Here is a 19318-nt window from a genome sequence, read left to right on the forward strand (position 1 = left end):
TTTTAACTGTGATAAAACGTATAGTTATTTTTGGTGGAACGGGATTTATAGGAAAACACATCGTAAGACGCTTGGCAGCGGCGGGGTATTTAATAAGAATATTTACTCGTGATCAGGAAAAAGCTGCTTGTCTAAAGTTATGTGGCAACTTAGGGCAAATATCAATACTTGAAGGAGATTTTTTTAATGAAAAATCAATTTTAGAAAGTATGGAGGGGTGTGATGTTGTTATAAACTTAGTAGGAATATTATATGAAAAAAGAAAATACGATTTCTATACAGTTCATGTTGGAATAGCTGAAAGAATAGCAAAAGCTGCGCAAATAAAAAATGTATCCATGATGATACATTTTTCTGCCATGGGAATAGAAAATGATAAGTTATCAAAATATGCCCAAAGTAAATTGAAAGGTGAGAAAGCTGTAGCTTCGGCGTTTCAAGGAGCAATGATAATTAAGCCCAGTCTTGTATTTGGTAAAGAAGATAATTTCTTTAATAAATTTGCAAGATTAGCAACAATTCTTCCTTTTTTGCCGTTGATCGGTAGTGGAATAACGAAGTTTCAGCCGATATGTGTAACAAACTTAGCTGAAGTGGTATACCGTATTATCAGCTTTAATAAGCAAGATAAAAAAATTTATAATATAGGTGGATCAAAAGTTTACTCTTTTAAAAGCTTATTAAAGTTTATTCTGAATGTGACTAACAGAAAGTGTCTACTGATCAATGTACCTTTTCCAATGGCAAGATTGATAGCCTTTTTCTTAGAAAGTAAAGTTGTTTCTGTGCTGTTAAAACCTATAACTGGAGATGCAAGCCCTATACTTACTCGAGATCAGGTGAAAGTTATGATGAGTAGTTCAATCGAAAAGTCAGATGATCTCGAAACAATGAAAATTAGACCACTAGCAATTGAAAATGTGGTACCAGAATACTTGAAAATTTATAGAAAGCATTGATAGAAGAATGTGCCCGGTAGGATTCGAACCTACGACCCACAGCTTAGAAGGCTGTTGCTCTATCCAACTGAGCTACGGGCACACATCATATATAAAATGCTTCTTAGTACACGTGAAGTCAAGTATTTCTTGTGAATATAATGTTTGTGATAATATCTCAAAACTTTGTCAGTACAGCATGTAACGATAAAACTGAGAAAAAAGAAGCGTGGGTAATAGGAAGTCTAATAGCGCAGTAACACAGAACCCCAGGCTAAACCTGCACCTATTGAAATCAGCAATATCAGATTTCCTGACTTTATTTTTGATTCTTGTACTGCATAGTCTAAGGCTAGTGGAATTGACGCTGCTGAGGTGTTTGCATGCTTATCAACTGTATTAATTACTTTTTCTATAGGAAAATCTAATTTCTTTACTACTGCTTCAATAATGCGAATGTTTGCTTGATGGGGAATTAACCAGTCAATATCAGTAATCTTTAAACTATTGCATTTTAGAGTTTCCTCTACTGAGGCTGTTAATTTCTCTACTGCATGTTTAAACACTTCTCTTCCATTCATAAGTATCTTTCCAGAATCACGAGTAGAGGATATTCCTCCGTTTGTACATAATAAGTCCACATTGCCATCAGAGTGTAAGTTTGTTGATATAATGCTACTGCTACTCATTTCTGATTTCATTATCACTGCACCAGCACCATCACCAAAGAGTACACAAGTTGACCTATCTTCCCAATCAACAATCCTAGACATTATTTCAGCACCAATAACAAGCGCGTATTTAATTCTATCGTTAGACTTTATAAGTGAATCAGCAACTGTAACTGCATATATAAAACCAGAGCATGCTGCCTGTACATCAAAAGCAAATGCGTTTTTACACTTTAATTTACTTTGTATAATCGTTGCACAGCTAGGAAAAGTTTTGTCAGGTGTTGTTGTTGCAACTATGATCAAACCAATTTCATCTATTGAAATTTTCGCTTTTTCTATAGCATTTTTCGCTGCATTAACAGCTAAATCTGACGTTAGTTCTCCTTCATCTGCTATATGTCTTTGAACTATTCCTGTTCTTTGCCTTATCCATTCATCGTTTGTTTCAACTATCGATGCAATTTCGTTATTACTCAAAATTTTTTTTGGTAGGTAAGAACCAGTGCTCAATATGAAACTTTTATTCAATATGACTTACCCCGTTAATTATCTTCTGGTTTAAATTTTCACTGATTGCATTTACTGCAAATTTTATAGCGTGAGCAAAAGAAATAGCATCAGAATTTCCGTGGCTCTTTATAATGATACCATTTAGCCCTAAAAACATAGCTCCACTTCTAATTTTAGGATTAAAACGCTCTAATGCTTTATTTAGCTTGGGTTTCAACAATATGCCGACAAGCATTTTTGTCATCCATGAATTAAATACTTCCTGTTTTATTAGACTGATAAAAGTACCAGCAGTTGCCTCAGCTGTCTTGAGCATTACATTACCAACAAAACCATCAGCAACAATTACGTCTATATTACCATCTAAAAATTCACTTGCCTCTATATATCCTTTGAAGTTAATACTTGGAGCATTTTTGAGTAACTCAAAAGCTCCTCTTACTGAGTCAGTACCTTTCACTTCTTCTGTACCAATGTTTAGCAAAGCGACTTCAGGATTTTCAACTTTTAATGCTATTTTTGCAAATATACTCCCCATTAATGCAAATTGAAATAATGAGTCAGTATTACAGTCAACATTTGCACCAAGATCAAGCAATGCAAAGCTTTTTGTCTTAGTTGGACAGACAGATGCAATAGCAGGACGATAGATATTGGGTAATGTTCCTAAAATAAATCTGGAGATAGCCATCAATGCTCCAGTGTTGCCTGAAGACACCATTCCAAAAGCTTTACCTTTTTTCACTGCTTCAACAGCTGCCTTCATACTTGAATCTTTGCGATGTTTCAGTGCAAAAGAGGGTTTATCATTTGGAAGAACATTATCAGAGCAATGGGTAAATTCGGAGTTATCGATTACTTTTTTGTATTTTGAAAGCAAAGGAGATATTTCTTTCTGATCTCCATAAATATGAAAAAAAACTTCAACACCTGGATCAACAAGATTATCCAAGAAAAAACTAGCACCCTGAATTACGGAAAGAGGTGCAAAATCCCCTCCCATAGCATCAAGTGCGATAACTATGTTGTTGTTGACCGTGGGTAACATATCATGAGTTACTCCGCCTTTTGTTTAATGAAAACACGTTTTCCTTTGTAACTATTGTCAACTGCTATGTTATGAGGCAACATGAATTCTCCAGTTGTTGCACATACCACAATATTCTTAGGTTTAATAGCATGATGAGAACGATGCATATTACGCCTTGACTTTGACTTTTTTCTCTTCGGAACTGCCAAAACTTACTCCAATTCAATTATATAACACAATTTATTAGTAGCATGTTTTTTACAAGAAGTAAATAGCGAAATAAGTAAGGTTTTCTTATACAATTCAGTCTTATAAACTTAAACTCAAGCATTTTGATCAAAGTATATTGAACTTAAGATATATCTTGACTATACTCTGCGATAGAGTTAATAAAAATTTTAATAAAATCAGTAAAACTAATTTTTAGCTAAGATAAATGCAAAGTGAGTTCCTTTGATGTAAACAGTGTTAGAATAATCGGTAGGTGCTTTATCAACTTTCTGTTGAGGCTTGGTAACGCATTTGTGTTTTTTATTCAATCTCTATACCACTGCTTTGTGCCACCATATTATTTTAGCAATGTAGCAAAACAAATTATAGAGATAGGCTTTTTCTCTTTACCAATTGTTGGGCTCACTGGAGTTTTTATAGGAGCGGTGATAGTTTTACAAAGTAGCTTAAGTGGTCTATTGATTAATCAAGAACAAGTAGTACCTAAGCTTGTTACGATCACTATCATTAAAGAGTTAGGGCCAGTTTTGATTAGCTTAATAATGGTAGGAAAGGTTGGGTCCTCAATTGCAGCAGAAATTGGCACGATGCGCATCACTGAACAAATAGATGCACTTACAACTTTGGACATCAATCCTTTCAAATATTTAATTGCACCAAGAATTCTAGCGTCAGTTATAGTATTTCCAATACTTACAGTATGTGCAGATCTAATAGGAATATTTGGAGGGTATGTCACCGCAGTCTTTGAATTTAACCACAATTTAAATATATACATAAAATATACAGCTCAATTCTTTAATATAAACGATTTTGTTGTTGGGCTAATGAAAGCGACTGCTTTTGGCGCTATAATTTCTGTTTCAAGTTGTTATTACGGTTACCATTGTAGAGAAGGTGCACGAGGAGTAGGTGTTGCTACAACATCAACTGTTGTTTTTTCGTCCATATTGATCATTTTAGCAAACTACTTGATTACTTTGATACATGTATAGCCCCATAATATCAATATTGAACCTAAGCTTGTCTTTTGATGATAGAACGATATTAAACAACATAAGTTTTAATATATCGAAGGGGGAATCATTAGTCATACTTGGCGGCTCAGGAAGTGGTAAATCTGTATTAACAAAAATAATCATTGGATTGCTAAAACCAGACTCAGGGTCTATTAAAATAAATAGTGAAAGCAAAAATAAATTTGGAGTCTTATTTCAAAATTCTGCTTTATTTGACTACGTTACAGTGTGGGAAAATATATCTTTTAATTATAAAAAGCGCTTTAATATCAGCGAAAAGGAGGCAAAACAGCTAGCAATCGAGAAGTTAAATGATGTTGGACTGGAGGAAAGCATAGCAGATATGTTTCCAATCGAGCTATCAGGCGGAATGAAAAAAAGAGTAGCACTTGCAAGGGCGATTGCGCACAATCCAGAAATTATTGTATTGGATGAGCCAACTTCAGGATTGGACCCAATTATGTCAGATATGGTAAACGAGATAATAATAAAATTATCTAAAGACTTTAACCCTACAATTATCACGATTACACATGATATTCATAGTGCATTTAAAATAGCTGATAAAATAGCAGTATTATACGAAGGGAATATTATCTACCACGGAACTGTCCAAGAAATACAAAATACTAATAACGAATATATAAAAAAATTCATTCATTATATATAGCTATAGGTTTACAAACGATATTGTGAATGCCATATCTACCCTAACTTGAGCTACTGACAATTGTCGTTCTGTTACTAGTGTAGTGCCACGGTGGTATGGTGTGTTAGCTATAAAACAACGCATTAAATATAGCTAAAGTAACTTATATCAACTTTTATTATTATGCCAATTCCAACTGCGGAAATTTATTGAATTTGTTACTTCACTACTCAACAGCAATTACAACTGATGATTTTATTTCATTCTACTACCTGCTGATTTATTTTCTGCTCAGCATATCCATTAAATCAGATTCTTTGAGTTTATTATGATCAACTTTACTGAATTTATTCACCATAGAGCTCATTTGATTGTACTGCTTAATTAGAAGATTAACGTCAGTTACACTTGTTCCGGACCCCTTAGAAATTCTAAGTCTTCTTTTGCCATTTAAAATATCTGGATTTTGCCTTTCTTTTTCGGTCATTGAGTTTATGATGGCTATATATTTTTTCACTTTATTGTCGTCTGGCACACTGCTACTTAGCTTTTTTGTGAATGAACTAGGGATGAATTTCATTATGTTGCTAATGCCATCCATTTTACTCAGAGTTTTTAACATTCCCACTAGGTCGTTTAGGTCGAATTTACCCTTTTTTACTTTCTTTTGTAACTTATCAATTTCTTCCTGACCAACAATCTCAGCAGCTTTTTCAACCAATGATACAACATCACCCATGCTAAGTATCCTTTTTGCAATTCTATCGGGATAAAAATCATCGAGGTCACTTAATTTTTCACCACAAGCAATAAATTTAATTGGACAATCGGTGATCATTTTCATAGAAAGAGCAGCACCACCACGTGCATCACCATCAACACGGGTGAGAATAATGCCGGTTACACCTATTACCTCATTGAATGATTTGGCAATGTTGACCGCATCCTGGCCTATCATTGCGTCGGCTACTAAAATAACTTCTGCAGGTGAAGCTATTTCCTTTACGGCTTTCAACTCATTCATCATATTATTGTCAATATGAAGCCTGCCTGCGGTGTCTAGTATTAATACATCATAATTATCGTTCTTTGCTGCTGCCAGTGCCCTTTTTGTAATTGCAATAGGCTCCTCATTTATTACTATAGATAAAGTTTGTACGTCTATCTGTTTACCCAGCACCTCAAGTTGTTTCTGGGCAGCCGGCCTATAAATGTCTAAAGAGGCAAGCATCACTTTTTTCTTTTGCTTTTTTAGCTTTAAAGCAAGCTTTCCTGAGGTAGTTGTTTTACCTGCACCTTGTAAGCCCACCATCATAATCACAGCAGGGGGTTTAACTGCTAGATTTAAGTCACTTTTCTCTGATCCGAGAACTGCAACTAAATTATCCTGCACAATTTTAATTATCATTTGTGCTGGAGAAACACTTTTTATGACTTTTTCCCCAATCACTTTATCTTTAATGTCGTTGATGAATTTTTTTGCAACTTCAAGTGAAACGTCAGCTTCAATTAAAGCTATACGTATTTCACGCATGGCAAGATTAAAATCATTTTCAGAAATGATCGACTTTCCTCTCAGTTTACTAAATACAGAATTTAAACTTTCAGTTAACGATTTAAACATAATAGCATTAGTAGAATACTCATTAAAAAGAGAGAAGAAGCTGAAACAAAACTTACTGAGTTATAACTTATCACTTCTTTAAGTTTAGTAATATTATTAAAGTATAAATTAGTAAGTGAATTAGTCAAGTTTTGCAGTACGTTGGCAGACATTTCTCTCACTTTAAAGACCAATTGATTGAACAGCAAGACAATATAGGGTACGAAAGCTCTAAAAATCCAATCAATATCCATTTTAAAATTTATTCTTGGGTAAAATAATTTGCGTAAAGGAATAAACAATAAAGTGGTACATAATAACAAATTAAATTGCGACAAAATATTTTTTGTGTTGTACACAAAATCGAAAATCGAAGGGTTATTGTAAATAGGCAAGTAAGGGTTGCCAGCAATTATACATATGAATGCTAAAATAATAATTGTTATTCTACCTTCTTTCCCTTCTGAAGGTTTGGACTTGCTTTTAGCGATAAATATGTAATAGAAAAACTTGAGCCCCACGCTTAAATAAAGCAGTAAATTTAGAATCTTGTATAAATTTTTATACACTTCTAAATTAGCACCACTTGCTTCAATCTCGGCTGTAATGTATGATTTGCTAATAAATCCAACGGTTCCAGGAAATGCAGCCACTGTGAATATCGCAATTATAGCACACATGCCTTCGACTGACATCAATTTACCCACTCCATTAAAACTAATTGTTTTTGTCCGCGAAATAATCGCATTGCTAACCACAAACAATAATGATTGATAAACAAGAGAGAAAATTATGTGTAGCATCAAAATTGGTATTGCCTTTTCCGAAGGGCTGAGTAAACCTCCTGCAATAATCAGCAAGCCCATTTGTCCTACAACATTATAGCATAGAAATCTACGAATATTTTGCTCAAGAGAAGCAAATATAATGCTGTAAATTACAGTGATGGCGCCTACAAGTGCTAATATTTCAGTACAATCTTGCCATAGGGTGTAAGTGTGTAAAAGCATCACTAAAAAAGAGACTTTAGTGGTAAATAAAGAGAGATATGTAGTGCCATGTAGTGATGCAGCAGGATATGCATCAACAACCCAAAACGAAAAAGGAAAACAAGCGCAGTTTATCAATAAACCCAAAATTATCAGGTTAGTGCTTTGAAGTGCCAATCCTGCTGTCAATATAACTCCAACCAAAAAGTGTACACAAGCGTACCTTATTGCAGATCCACTATCTCTACAGCTAGCTGCGATAATAAAAAATGCACTGATGGTCATTAATTCAAAGAATATTATAACCAACATTATCTGCTTGGATAAAATTGCACAGAGTGAGCAGGTAGTATAAGCAAAAAAAGATAGCATCTCTGAAAAAGTCAAATTTTGTGTTGGTAGAACAGCTAAAAATGCAACTGATAAAAAAGATATTAGTACGATACGAAAAGATAAATCAAAATTTAGAACTGGATGAGAGCAATTCAGTGTAGTACCTAAATTTTCAGGTAATATTAGGACTATCACTATTAATGTAGTCAACAGAAATAGCAATAAAAATTTATAAAGTTGCACAATGATGTAAAACAGTATGGTTTATGCTACCTCAACATACAAATAAAATCAATTTGCATATTAACCACTAGTTAAGCTAATTACCATATAATTATATCAGGGTTTAGAAGGTTATAGAGAAACCGGTCAGATTAGGTTTTTAATCTAATCTGACCGATAGCTTTAATAGTGAGGTAAGCTTTAATATAGCACTCCTAATTCACAGTGCTACACTCGTGCATAATTTATTTTTAATTTGTGCACGAGCGTTAGTAAATTATTTACTTTTTGAAATAAAATTTGGCATCAATTCAATATCCAGAACTTCAGTAAGTCTGATAGTTGAGAGTGATTTACTTTCTTTGTTTTAAGTATCTGCATAAATCTAATGGAGCTGCCAGTTTTCAATGCACTCATTCGACTTTTATGCTCTTCGCAATATTTGATTCTATTAAAGAATTCTTTGCTAATCTAGTCTTTAACGCTTTTTTTAGATACCGCCGCGGTGTCTCAGCATAGATTCCACTAACACGTAGCGGAATCTTAAATTGTTTTATCTATAGATCCCTGTATCAAGTACTGTAATGACGGCATTCGAGTAGCGGACACTGGAATCAAGAAAGCTCTTTAGTAGCTGTATAATGAAAATTAGATCATAAAATCCTCTGACAGCATATTCTGTGTTTTACCGTCATCCATAACTGTGTAATCAATATCATATTTATCGAATTCATTGCGCATCCTAGTGAAATGTCCTTTATCATGATCCAAAAGAACACTTACGTATTTAAAGCTATCATTAAAAAGATCATTATAAATTACTGGAGATTGAACTGTGTAGGATTTTGTACACTCATCTTGACCGTTATTATCTTTACAAAGGGACATTTTTCCTGTTTTGCCAGTATCATCTTTAGTAGAAATAAGAAATTTCATACCTACGTCTTCGTTTTTTGCTATAAACTCCTTACACTTTCTACTTTTTGCAGAACATGGTCCTATATCTATAGAGTAGCTTTCTTTTGGAAGTGTGAATCTTAACTTATGTGTCATAATACTACCTTAATAAAAATCATTATTATAGTATAGATTTATTAATAAATAATATACATTATAGTATAATTAGTACAAAATAGGTTTAACCAATCTCAGTAGGACTGCCAGTTGGACCCATAAGAATTATTTGTTCACCTTTTTTAAAACATTTACATAAATTAGTGGAACCGCCAGTTTCAAGCACAATAGTAGAAATAAATCCTTTTTTTTTGTCTACTTCAGTGCCGGTTACTGCTATACCTTCCATAGTGAGGTGAGTTTTTCTGCTATTGGTTTCAAAATTTTGCAACCTAAAGAATTGTCCAGGTTTAAAATTCTTTGCCGCAAGTGGTGCTTTGATCACTATTTCCACAACTTTGTCTGTTAAATATTGAACTTTTATAACCTTTGCAGTGAATTGCTCTTTGATTCTATTAAAGAATTCTTTGTTAGCTTGACGGAACAGCGTCACTCCAGCGCGTGACGCTGGCTGATTAGCTGTTTGGATCACTCCACTCAAAAGCTGAGAAATAATAGGGTAGCCGTTCTTAGCACTTGCCATAGCTTTCACGACGCTGCCGCTATACGAAGGGTGAAGATCACCAAAAAAGCTGATTGTTTTATTGCCTTGCTTATACACTAATATTCTATCTTTATTTTGCATTTTAGGAGAAAATATTGGGTCTATTTCTTTTCCTGATGAATTCAAATGAGTAAAATACCCATTACTTAATTTAAAATGCTTTTTATCTTCTGTTGCAATAACTGTATTTGGCTCAGTACCTGCTGCTATAAAAATAGAACGTGCTTTTATACATTTGATTTCGCCGGATTTTGTGTCTATCAGTTTTATTGACTCAGCATGGTTATATTTATCTGTCACAACTTCAACTGGCTCTAAGTTTTCAATAAAGTAAATCCCTTCTGATAATGCGTTTTGCACCTCTTCGCTATTTAATCGATAACTTGGCGAGTCTTTCAGCTCTTTTCTATATACAACTTTCACTCCCCCAAGACTCTGCATTAACTCTAATATTTTTATTTCTCTACTTTCTTTTTTTGCTAATTCTTGCTCTGCTTGGATCAACTTTGCGTGCGATATGAGCTCATTCGCAATTTCGTGCTCTTCTTCTGTCCAATCTTTTTCAACACAGTCCTTTCCATACTTATCAACTAATATCTCATAACGAAGTAGAAATTTGTCTACTTGAATTGGATAATACGCTAAAGCTTCAGTGGCAGTGTCAATCGCAGTAAGCCCCGCACCTATAACAACTATCGGCATACGAACTTGCAGATTTGCTATAGAATCAAATTTAAGAGCGCCAGTCAGTTGTAACGACATAAGAAAGTCAGATGCCATGCGCACTCCACGAGCTAGCATGTTTTTTATTTTGATCATTCGTGGCTTACCAGAGCCAAGTGCCAGGGCAGTGTGATCAAAACCCAAGTTGAATGTGTCATCAACGGTTATCGTACCTCCAAAACGAATGCCTCCATAAAGTGCGAAATTCTCACGTCTTTCCAGCAAAAGTCTAATGATTTTTAGATAATTTTTGTTCCATCTAGAGGTTATGCCATACTCTGCTACTCCACCAAATCCACCAGCTGTGCGTTCACTTAGTTTTTCATGCTCGAAATCTTTAATTAGCTGAAAATTATCGATCAAAGGTTCAATCTTTAGTCCATCAATGGCGATAACGTTATGCCCATCGTTTAATAAATGATGAGCTAAATTAAAACCCGCAGGACCAAGCCCTACAACTAGGACGTTTTTTCCTGTGTTTCCTTTTGGCAATGGACGCTGAAAATTTAAAGGATTCCAACGGCTAAGCAGAGAATATATTTCAAATCCATACGGTAAACTGAGCACATCATCTAGAATCCTTGTTTCAATCATTGGCACATTTACAGGCTCTTGTTTCTGATATATGCATGAGTTCATGCAATCATTGCATATTCTGTTCCCAGTAGCTGCACATAATGGGTTATCTATTACCACAATTGCAAGGCTTGCTATGCTGTACCCTTCGCTTTTCACCAGATTCATTTCTGATATTTTCTGTTCTAGTGGACAGCCGTGCAATTCAACTTTGAGTGGGGACTGTTTAAAGGTATTGTCGTTATTACTTAGCCCCTTTGAACAACTGTCCTTATTTTGCTTATGACAAAATATGCAGTAATGAGCATTATCCAATGCTTTATTCAAACTCACCTTTTCACTTGTCAGATCAAAACCATGTCGTCTTTTTGTTTTGCTTGAATACAATACCTCAACTTCGTCTACTTCTTTTTTGAAGAACGATACGAGATTTTCGTGATCAATTTTTCTGTGAATACTAAAAAGTATACTCTGTTTATTTTTCACTCTCCACGCTGCATATTGCGCTGCAAGTTCTATTTCTTCTTTGTGATCCTCTTTATTTTCCAACCAACGCATCACCTGCTCAGCAAAATTTTTTTCTGTTGTTGATAGGGCAAGAAAGCGATTTAATTTGCTGGTAACATAATCAATATCTATATCTGCTATATCAGTGTACTTCTTTAATGCATAGCGTTGAACAAATAACCTTTTACACTTATATATTGCAGCAAAGTCGTTGTGCTTTTTCTTTAGCTCCTCTGCTTCTTTTCCAATATTAAAAAGTTTTGCAATAAATTCATCAAGTAAATATGAGAGGTCTATTATTAACTGACTATCTGTCATTTGAGTGGCCAACATTGGTTGTTCTATGGATCCCAGTGTCAAGCACTGGGATGACATCAAAGAAGAAGCTGCTTTTTCTCTTGCTTCAATTAATGAACAAAACAAGCTTTCATCGCACGATTTTATATAATCTAAAAACGTCTCATCTAATTTTATTAATCCACTACAAGTGTATAAGTTTGAAAATGAGATTTTGAAATTCAGTTGCATTGTTATACTATACAGTGTACATACTGTTTCTTACAGATGAAGATTTTATTTGTCTTGCAGTCTTGCTAAGATTGTTGCTTCTGCAGCTTTTTCTTTCCCAACATATGCAACACACTCAAATTTGCATGCACCCAAACACGCACTTTTTATATTGGATTGAAGAACCAACGTGTCCCCTGGAATAACTGGTCTTCTGAATTTTGCGTTTTCAATAGACATAAAGTAAACAACTTTATTTTCTATTGTTTCTTTACCGAGGACACATATAGCAGATGCCTGAGCTAAAGACTCAACTATCAAAACTCCTGGCATTATCGGATGGCCAGGAAAATGACCAATAAAAAATGGCTCGTTGAAAGTCACATTTTTGATTGCTTTTATACTTTTACCAGGTTCGCATTCTATAACCCTATCTACTAAGAGAAAAGGATAAGAATGTGGTAGTATTTTTATAATATCACTGATATTAAATTGCATAAGCCTACTCAATGCTTTGCAAAGCAAATTCAGGTATTTCCTTATTTACATTTTTTAATACCACATCTGATAAATCAACCTCATCCATAGAGTATAGAACTTGGTTCTTTTTTGAAATAAATAGTACTAAATCTACATTGTTTTTTTCTGCCGTTCTTTTAGCCACTTCTTTTATTTTGTTAAAGACACTTTCTACTGCTTCTCTATAGTTTTCTTCTAAATGTGACATTTTCTTAGCGTAATTATCCCTAACGCTTACAGTGTACTTACTAAATTGTTCCGTCTTTTCTTTTTTTGCTTCTTCTGACAAAAGGTCAAATTCTTCTTTCGATGGCTTAAATTTTTCTAACTCATTTTCAAATTCTTGCTGTAATCTAGAATTCTGCTCCTTTATTTGTTGTTGTATATTTTGCAGAGCCAGAGATTCGTTGATAACTTTGTCACTATCAATAATGGCAGCCTTTGTATTAATCGCGCTCTGAGGTTGATACCCTACAAACTTATACCCTACAAATAAGGAAACAATTAAGGCAATGACTGATGTAAATAACTGTATATATTTCATTCAAATCCCCGCTTCAATAGAAATTTTAACGTTTGGTGATGGTATTATATCATAAGTTTCCTTTACTAAAGGAAACCCAAAATCTAATCTAAGTCTACCAAAAGGAGAGGGCATTGAAAAGCCAAAACCTGGTGATACTCTTATAAGCTTACTATCGTAATATTTTCCACTATATATCTCCTTTTCATCTAAACCAAAAAGTGTTGCGTAGTCAACAAATAGTGAGCCTTTGATACCAGCATAGTCATATAATTTAGATAGTGGAAAATCTACTTGCTGTGTTAAATTAAAATAAGTTTTGCCTCCCAATGAGCTTTTATTTTTGTCTTCTGCTCTTGGTCCAATGCCGGAAAGGTCAAATCCTCTAATTTCATTACCCCCTTTAAAAAAGTGCTGGCCAATATTTAGCTCTTTATCGGTATAAGAGAAAATATGACCTGCTGCTATTTTAAAGCGCAATGTTATATCATCATCAATTTTGCTTAGTATAGGGCGTGTATAAAAAGACAAAAACTCAGATTTTAGGAAATTTACATTTCCTCCCAATCCTGAAATATCCTGATTTAAGCGCAACAAGTACCCCTCCTTTGGAGTATATAGATTATCCAATTTATTGTACGCTAACGTGTATCCAACTGATGAGATCTGATACTCACCTTTTTGATCTCTTATTATCTCAGAGATATCCTCATCTTTTCCACTCTTATTGTCCATATGTATATGGTTATATTTATAAGAATAGCGAATAGAGTTGGTTAGATTTTCTAAAATTTTATAAGATAATTTTACTGTTCCTCCCCAGTCACAAGTATCAAAAGTGGTGTTTGGCTTATCTTGTTTTTCATAAAATATACCTACGCCTAATGACGTATCAGAATCGTTAAAATTATTTTCAACAGCGTCTATACTAGTAGAAAGAACATATTGACTTTTTTCAAGAGCAAAAGATACCTCTTTACCACTACCAAATAAATTACGATCTGTGAAATCGGTTTTAACAAATACTCCACCAGGAAGAGACATGCCACCTGTTAAAGATAACGAGGCAGTTCTTTTTTCTTTGACATTTAAATCAAGATTTACTGCATTTTCATCCACTATATAACTATTTATTTTTACTGTTTCAAAAAAATCGCTATATATAAGTTTTCTACGTGATTTTTGAATCTCAGATGTGTTATATGCGTCGCCTTCTGCCATGCTAAGTTTTCTTCTAATTACTTTATCTAAAGTGCGGTCATTGCCATCAATAGTAATTTGGTTTATATAAATCTTTTTACCTGGTAGCACTTTGTAAGTTACATCCACAATATTGTTATGTTGTGTATATTCTGGATTAACTTTTGCAAATATATATCCTTTTTCGTTTAAATGTTTACTTATTTTTTCTGCTGTATTGTTAATTTTAACTCTATTAAATATTTGATTATTTTCCTCTTTGATAAATTCTAATATTTCTTCCCTTAAACTTAAATCCTGAATCTCAGTTTCAATATCAACTTCATTATTTCCAAATAAGTATTGCTGCTTTTCATCAATCAAAAAAGTTAACTCTATTTGGTTGTTATTATCAACCTCAACAATTGGTTGGATATTATTTTGAATATATCCCTTAGATGAATAGAAGCGATCAAGCAGTTCTGTGTTAATCAGTAGATATTGAGGTGAATAATGAGTTCCGCTTTTAAAAATGGCTCTAAATAACTTACTAAATATATCATTGCTATGCCTTTTGATAACTTGCTCTAGCTCATTTGCTGAAAAGCTTTTATTACCTATGAATCGTAAACCCTTAATTTTAGACGTTCTTCCTTCTTTTATCTTAAAAATTAGGTTTATCCTATTGCTACCGAGCTTATCTAGCTCATATGCAATTTTAACACCAATTTTACCACTGTTCCTATAAAGAGTAGCTAGATTTATTAAATCGTTTTGTAATTTTGTTTCAGTGAAAATAGTTAGTGATTTTGACTGGATAACGTTATTTAGCAACTCTTTACTGTTAAATAACTTATTGCCTTTCAATATTACTTTGTTAATCAATGGATTCTCATGAATTTTTACTACTAAGTTTTTTTCATCATCGATATAGGCGTTAATACTAGCAAATAACTTTGTTTTATATAAATCTTTTATAATTGAATCTACATCATCATCATTTATATGACTACCTGGTTCTAATTTTGTATAAAACCTTATTGTTTGATCACTTACTCGCTCATTGCCAATATACTTAATATTTTTTATCTGTACTTTTTCTTTATTTTCTAGAGCAACAAGTAGAGTGGGAAAAGAAATAAATATTATTATTAGTATGTGAAATAACTTTTTCATATGTATCTTAAAAAAGATGCCTAATATCATTTGTGATTGCAACTGCCATCAACAAAAACAGTATGGTAGCACCAAAAGTGACTGCATATTTTTGATATTTCAAACTCAAATCTCTACGTATAACTGCTTCTATAATATAATGAAATAAATGCCCACCATCTAGTAGTGGTATTGGCAGCAAGTTAATTGCAGCTAAGTTAGCTGAAATGATTGCCATAAAATATAGAACCATAATAAATCCCTTTTTGGCTGATTGCCCTGAATATTTTGCGATTTTTATTGGCCCACCTATTTCGTTTATACTCCTTTTACCAACAACAATTTGAAAGAGTGCTTTGATTGTTAAACACATAGTGTGGTAGGTTTCATTCACTGATAGGCTAGCAGCTCCAAGAAAAGATGACTGTTTCAACCCTATCATATTAATTGAGGTAATTCCTATAGTTTTTCTTTCTATTATGTTACCAAAGACATCTCTATCCTCAACTGTAAACGGAGTTAGAATAGTTCTGTACTCTTCGTTATTTCTGCTATACTTAATTTCTATTCTTGTTTCAGGGTTGGACATTATCACGCGTGAAATATCTTCAAAGTATTTTATTTTGTACTCATTGATCTGTGTAATAGTGTCACCTGGTAATAGGCCAGCTTGCTTTGCTGCACTTTCTTCAATTACATTACCAATTACTGGTGGAGTACGATAATAACCTGCCACGCTGAAAAATATTGTGAAAGCTATAACGGTAAATATCATGTTTGCAAAAGGCCCTGCAAAAACTATTGCTGCTTTTTGATATCGAGGTTTTGTATGGAATGAGTATAATTTTTCTTCTTCAGTTAATTTTTGTTGATCAACAGGAACGCTTGCTGCATTAGTATCCCCTAACATTTTAACGTAGCCACCCAATGGAAAGGCACTTAATTTCCATCTAGTTCCAGACTTGTCGTTAAAACCAAAAATTTCAGGACCAAAGCCTATAGAAAAAGATTCAACTTTAACCTTGCATGCTTTAGCGACAATATAATGCCCACATTCATGCACGAATACTATGATAGAAATTATTAAAGAAAACGATAAAAAATAATATATTCCAGCGCTAAGTTGATGAGAAATTAATTCCACCTATGTTTTAAATCTTAATCAAACGTTGAGTATATTAAAATGCGCCTTGCTTGACAAGTATTTAGTTTAGTCTTTAAATTAAAAAAAAAGTTTAATGACAATGATAGATATCTCCTTATTAAGAAGAAAACTGATGTATAGGAGTTGGCATAGGGGTTGTAAAGAAACTGATATACTTCTAGGGCATTTTGCATTGAAATATCTTGATAAATTTTCCTTAAGTGAACTAATTGAATACGAAAAAATAGTTGATCTTGATGATTGCGAATTATATTGTTACATCACTCGTAAGAAACTTCTCCCCCCTGATTTGAGTAGTGAGGTAGTCGATTTGATTGCTTGCTTTAATCACTTATGCACCCAATAATCTTGTTTACCCTATCTAATACTTCAGCATATTCTACTCTTTTTTCCTCCCTATACTTTTTGCATTCTTGATTTATTTCGTCTAATCGCTTTGTTAATTCTAAAATTTTGTCTTCGAGAGTCAATGCTGCAAGTAAGAAATTTAATGCATCTGAGCCCTTACCTCCAGTTCTTTGAGATATGGAGCTAACTAGCTTGTTGAAGCTATTAGCAAGTTGTAATAAATGGTCCTTCTTTTTACTTTCGCAAGATATTTTATATGTGTTATTATGTATAACTATTTCTACTACTTGCATATGATGCTATATTGTACAACTTTCAAATTTACAATATAGATTTTTATTCATTTATCAAGAGGGATAACTTTTTACTGCTACGAAAATAAGTTTTAAAGTATTGATGTTTTGCAACCTTCTGTGACGTCAAATTACTTGCTTCTTTCAAGTTATAGCTTCTAATTGAAAAAGAACCAAACCCCCTGATTTCAACTCTATTATGATATTTCAACGTGTTTGAAAACACTCGAAAGAAACTATCAACTATGTCTGCTATAATGACCTTATCTAACAAAAGGTGTTTTTTTGCCACTTTTGCTATTATATCAGATTTCGTTGCCATTTATATGAAGCACAAGAAGTTATTTGGCAGATAATATTATATTATATTTTTCAACACCTACTACTTCAACTTGTATTTTTTCTGATATAGAAAACTTTTTATTTTCTGGTAAATGCTCTTGATCTACTAAAAGGGTTACATTGTTCTCAACCTCAACGATTAGACCATTTTCCTCTCTCTTACTTACAGTAACCTGAATTTTATCCCCTACTTTAACTTTCTCTATCAGTTCTTCAAGAGGATCATACTCTATTTGCTTTACTCCAAGATAAATTCTTGTCCGATCTACGTTAGCCCTTATCACTTTTGCTTCTATTTCATCACCTACATTATACTTTTTTATCTCATCTGAATTGTTTTTCGACCAACTTAGATTTTGCATATAAATTGTTCCTTCTACGTCCTCAGATATCTCAGAATTATCAAAAGTCACAGATATTTGTGAACCATTGTTGCTTTTAACTTTACCAGAAACAATAGAACCAAGAGGATATTTATCAATAAATACTTGCCAAGGATTCTCTACGCACCTTTTTGTGCTTAAACTCATCTTATTTTTAATAATGTCAATACCGAGAATTTTTACATCCACTTCTTGTCCTATTGTTACAAAACTACTGATTGGTAAATTACTCTTGCTCCAAGTTATTTCTGATGAGTGTACCAAACCCGCAATCCCAGGTTTAATCTCAACAATGAATCCACAATCTTTTATACCCGTTACACATCCTTTGTGTACGCTGTTAATTGGACATTTTGACTCTAGATCTTGCCAAGGATTGTCTCCTAATTGTTTTACACCCAGGGAGATTTTTCCATTTTCTCTATCTATTTTTATAATTTTAGTTTTTATATGCTGACCATAAGAAAAAATTGCAGATGGATGACTTACATTACTCCAAGAGATATCTGTAATATGTAGCAGCCCATCTATAACTCCCACTGTATCTGATTCATGAATGCCAACAAATGCACCGTAGTGAGTGATGCTTTTTATTTTGCCTTCTACTACATCACCTTCATTTAAAGATTCTAAAAACTTAATTTTTTCACCAGCATGCAATTTCTCTAATACCAGCTTTCTTGATACTACAATATTCCCCTGCTTCTTATCCATTTTAAGCACGATGAATTTTTGTTCAGTTTCAATAAGGTGATTAGCATCTTTTATTTGCTTCAAATCCACATGACTCAGCGGTAAAAACGCACTTATTCCATCACCAAGATCAACAATAAAACCGCATTTAATTGAGCGTTTAATGATTCCTGTTACTTCATCTTTTGTAACTGCGCTTTCTTCCAATTTATTCCATTTTTCGTCTCTGATTGCTTTCTCACGACTAAGAACAACATTACCATGGTAATCTTCAATTCTTTCAACATAAACTCTAATTTTCGAGCCAACAGTGATATCATCATTACAACTGAGCTCCTTAATCAGAATTCTTCCGTCTGACTTTAAACCAACATCAACCACAATATCATTAGAATTTCTTCTTGTGATTATACCTTCTACCACATCTCCTTCTTTGATTTTGTTAGCAAAAGAATCTTCACAAAAGTTATTATCTTGATTATCAAATTGATCTTGAAATATCTCTTCTATGAACCTATTTGATGATAGCCTCTTGATAGCAACTGTACTTTCCATACCTTTTAATTTTAACTTCATTAGAACTCATATA

At 33.4% G+C, this 19318-nt stretch carries 18 protein-coding genes and 1 tRNA gene; 4 read left to right on the top strand and 15 right to left on the bottom strand.

Translation table 11 applies throughout. The annotated features are described in order from the left end of the window. Positions 1–8: 8 nt before the first annotated feature. Positions 9–959, top strand: a complete 951-nt coding sequence (locus ONG78_RS02820; protein WP_179945645.1) for a complex I NDUFA9 subunit family protein — start codon at positions 9–11, stop codon at positions 957–959. A gap of 8 nt (positions 960–967) precedes the next feature. On the opposite strand, the gene ONG78_RS02825 is transcribed toward ONG78_RS02820, so the two are convergent. The 4 genes from ONG78_RS02825 to rpmF form a co-directional block, all read right to left on the bottom strand. Continuing rightward, positions 968–1041: transfer RNA gene (locus tag ONG78_RS02825), tRNA-Arg, on the bottom strand. A 142-nt stretch (positions 1042–1183) separates the two neighbouring features. Then, positions 1184–2140, bottom strand: coding sequence for a beta-ketoacyl-ACP synthase III (locus ONG78_RS02830; protein WP_264377619.1), 957 nt, complete (start codon positions 2138–2140; stop codon positions 1184–1186). Beyond that, positions 2133–3170, bottom strand: coding sequence for a phosphate acyltransferase PlsX (gene plsX / locus ONG78_RS02835; RefSeq protein WP_010405337.1), 1038 nt, complete (start codon positions 3168–3170; stop codon positions 2133–2135). Before plsX ends, ONG78_RS02830 begins: the two co-directional genes overlap by 8 nt. 8 nt (positions 3171–3178) lie before the next feature. After that, on the bottom strand, positions 3179–3361 hold the full coding sequence (gene rpmF, locus ONG78_RS02840) for a 50S ribosomal protein L32 (RefSeq protein WP_006014434.1): 183 nt from the start codon (positions 3359–3361) through the stop codon (positions 3179–3181). Positions 3362–3595: 234 nt separating this feature from the next. On the opposite strand from rpmF, the gene ONG78_RS02845 reads away from it, so the two are divergent. Then, complete coding sequence (locus ONG78_RS02845; protein WP_029237671.1) at positions 3596–4378, top strand: MlaE family ABC transporter permease; 783 nt, start codon at positions 3596–3598, stop codon at positions 4376–4378. Next, on the top strand, positions 4371–5072 hold the full coding sequence (locus tag ONG78_RS02850) for an ABC transporter ATP-binding protein (RefSeq protein ID WP_010405332.1): 702 nt from the start codon (positions 4371–4373) through the stop codon (positions 5070–5072). Before ONG78_RS02845 ends, ONG78_RS02850 begins: the two co-directional genes overlap by 8 nt. Before the next feature lie 259 nt (positions 5073–5331). Here the strand turns inward: ONG78_RS02850 and ffh are convergent, their stop codons facing one another. The 8 genes from ffh to rseP form a co-directional block, all read right to left on the bottom strand. Continuing rightward, positions 5332–6675, bottom strand: a complete 1344-nt coding sequence (gene ffh, locus ONG78_RS02855; RefSeq protein WP_264377620.1) for a signal recognition particle protein — start codon at positions 6673–6675, stop codon at positions 5332–5334. Beyond that, entirely contained in the window at positions 6660–8219 is a 1560-nt protein-coding gene (locus ONG78_RS02860) for a proton-conducting transporter transmembrane domain-containing protein (protein ID WP_264377621.1), read from the bottom strand. The genes ffh and ONG78_RS02860 overlap by 16 nt, the downstream gene beginning before the upstream one ends. 627 nt (positions 8220–8846) lie before the next feature. Continuing rightward, positions 8847–9251 carry a hypothetical protein gene (locus ONG78_RS02865; protein WP_264377622.1) on the bottom strand — a complete coding sequence of 135 codons (405 nt, stop codon included), beginning with the start codon at positions 9249–9251 and terminating at the stop codon, positions 8847–8849. An 85-nt stretch (positions 9252–9336) separates the two neighbouring features. Further along, on the bottom strand, positions 9337–12150 hold the full coding sequence (locus ONG78_RS02870) for an FAD-dependent oxidoreductase (protein WP_264377623.1): 2814 nt from the start codon (positions 12148–12150) through the stop codon (positions 9337–9339). Positions 12151–12195: 45 nt separating this feature from the next. Next, entirely contained in the window at positions 12196–12627 is a 432-nt protein-coding gene (fabZ, locus tag ONG78_RS02875; RefSeq protein WP_264377624.1) for a 3-hydroxyacyl-ACP dehydratase FabZ, read from the bottom strand. Between the two features lie 4 nt (positions 12628–12631). Continuing rightward, on the bottom strand, positions 12632–13192 hold the full coding sequence (locus tag ONG78_RS02880; RefSeq protein WP_264377625.1) for an OmpH family outer membrane protein: 561 nt from the start codon (positions 13190–13192) through the stop codon (positions 12632–12634). Beyond that, the gene (gene bamA / locus ONG78_RS02885; protein WP_264377626.1) at positions 13193–15526 is read right to left on the bottom strand and encodes an outer membrane protein assembly factor BamA; all 2334 of its coding nucleotides are present in this window, start codon (positions 15524–15526) and stop codon (positions 13193–13195) included. It lies immediately after the preceding gene. A gap of 7 nt (positions 15527–15533) precedes the next feature. After that, positions 15534–16649 (bottom strand): RIP metalloprotease RseP, encoded by a 1116-nt coding sequence (gene rseP, locus ONG78_RS02890; protein ID WP_262986220.1) that lies wholly within the window; start codon positions 16647–16649, stop codon positions 15534–15536. Positions 16650–16749: 100 nt separating this feature from the next. Here rseP and ONG78_RS02895 point away from each other — a divergent pair, with 100 nt between their 5' ends. After that, entirely contained in the window at positions 16750–17016 is a 267-nt protein-coding gene (locus tag ONG78_RS02895; protein WP_010404229.1) for a succinate dehydrogenase assembly factor 2, read from the top strand. Here the strand turns inward: ONG78_RS02895 and ONG78_RS02900 are convergent. From ONG78_RS02900 to ONG78_RS02910, 3 genes are read right to left on the bottom strand one after another with little or no spacing between them, the layout of a single operon-like run. Then, the gene (locus ONG78_RS02900) at positions 16994–17311 is read right to left on the bottom strand and encodes a cell division protein ZapA (RefSeq protein WP_010404232.1); all 318 of its coding nucleotides are present in this window, start codon (positions 17309–17311) and stop codon (positions 16994–16996) included. The two genes, ONG78_RS02895 and ONG78_RS02900, sit on opposite strands and share 23 nt — an antisense overlap. A gap of 43 nt (positions 17312–17354) precedes the next feature. Next, complete coding sequence (locus ONG78_RS02905; RefSeq protein ID WP_010404234.1) at positions 17355–17633, bottom strand: HU family DNA-binding protein; 279 nt, start codon at positions 17631–17633, stop codon at positions 17355–17357. A 19-nt stretch (positions 17634–17652) separates the two neighbouring features. After that, entirely contained in the window at positions 17653–19305 is a 1653-nt protein-coding gene (locus ONG78_RS02910) for a 30S ribosomal protein S1 (RefSeq protein ID WP_264377627.1), read from the bottom strand. Between the last annotated feature and the right edge of the window lie 13 nt (positions 19306–19318).

The sequence above is a fragment of the Wolbachia endosymbiont (group B) of Philonthus cognatus genome (assembly GCF_947179345.1).
Classification (GTDB): domain Bacteria; phylum Pseudomonadota; class Alphaproteobacteria; order Rickettsiales; family Anaplasmataceae; genus Wolbachia.